This is a genomic window from Bifidobacterium apicola (assembly GCF_042846865.1).
Taxonomy (GTDB): Bacteria; Actinomycetota; Actinomycetes; order Actinomycetales; family Bifidobacteriaceae; genus Bombiscardovia; species Bombiscardovia apicola.
The window spans coordinates 1-1,355 of sequence record NZ_BAAFQQ010000003.1; the positions used below are offsets into that span (position 1 = coordinate 1).

General features: G+C 61.8%; 1 protein-coding gene. It reads left to right on the top strand.

All coding sequences use genetic code 11. The annotated features are described in order from the left end of the window. The first annotated feature begins 134 nt into the window (after positions 1-134). Complete coding sequence (locus tag ACGG9J_RS08315; RefSeq protein WP_390135363.1) at positions 135-1,298, top strand: IS1249 family transposase; 1,164 nt, start codon at positions 135-137, stop codon at positions 1,296-1,298. Positions 1,299-1,355 lie beyond the last annotated feature (57 nt).

Consider the following 1,355-nt stretch of genomic DNA (forward strand, 5'->3'; position numbering starts at 1 on the left):
AGGGCTATAGGAACTAAACGCGTTGTTTATGTTGGGGGTTTGGCCTTGTGGCTGTAAGCGTGTTGGGTGGTTGTTAATAGGTCGGGTTGTTAATAGGGGTCTTGCAGGGGTGCCCGTTCCTGTTCGATTGGGGAATGAGAACCAGATCGAAGAGGGCCAGGCATTGCCCCATATGCCATGGGCGGATGCGCAAGCATGGGCGCAACAGATCAGGCACGCAGCGCTGGATGTGTCCGTCCTGCTCGATCACGTCCACCGCGCGCAGGCAGGACCGGGCCCGCGCCGCGCAGTTGAGGGAGTTCCCGGACTGGCCGCTGACGGGCAGGACCCAGGAACAGATGGGGGCCATGGGCGCCAGGGCCTGGCGTAAACGGGTCGGCTGGTGCTGGAACATCAAGCCGGCAATCACACCGGACGGGGTGGTCCATCACACGCTCATGGCCGACGGCACGTATATGGCACACGGCTGGTGCCTCCTGATAGCGATCGACGGGCAGACGGGCCAGGTCATCGACTGGCAGTGGTGCCATCAGGAGAACACGGCGGCCTACACGGCCCTGTCCTCCCGCATCCCCGGGCCCGACGTGCTCATCACCGACGGCCTTCGCGGCGTGCAGAAAGCCTGCCATGCCTGCTGGCCGGGCACGCGCATCCAACGCTGCCTGGTGCACGTGCAACGCAACACCAAAACCGACCTGACACTCAAACCACGACTTCAGGCCGGCAAGGAACTCAAGCGACTCTCCGACCAGCTCACCCGGGTCCATACCATCGAGGAAGCGGTGCGTTGGGGTGAGGCCTTGAACGCCTGGCACGAAAGATGGAAAACCCTCATCGACGAACGCACCATGGCCAAGGACGACCCAGCCAACCCCAAAGCCAGCCACCAATCCTGGTGGTGGACCCACCAGGAACTCCGCCGCTGCTACCACAGGCCCGAACACCTCTTCCAAGACAGGCAGCTCTTCGCCTTCCCGGAACCCGAACTCACCGCCGGCGGGCCAGTGGAACGCACCACCAACCGGCTGGAAGGAGGAGTCAACCCACCCATCAAACGCACCCTCCTGCAACACCACGGCCTACCCGAGAGCCACATGAGACGCGCCTGCGAATGGCACTGCTACATGAAAACCGACAACCCCGACCCCGCCAGCCTGATCAGGGACGAACACCACCAGCCACAACCAGCACCCAACCGGGAAACCAGACAGGAACAGGACGAGCCCGAACACTACGGCACCGCCATCAACTGGAACGAGTTCCACACACCAGTCAGATACCCCAACACCACACTCTGACCAACACACAACCAAACCCACACACAGAACCTAAAACAACGCGTTTAGTTCCTATAG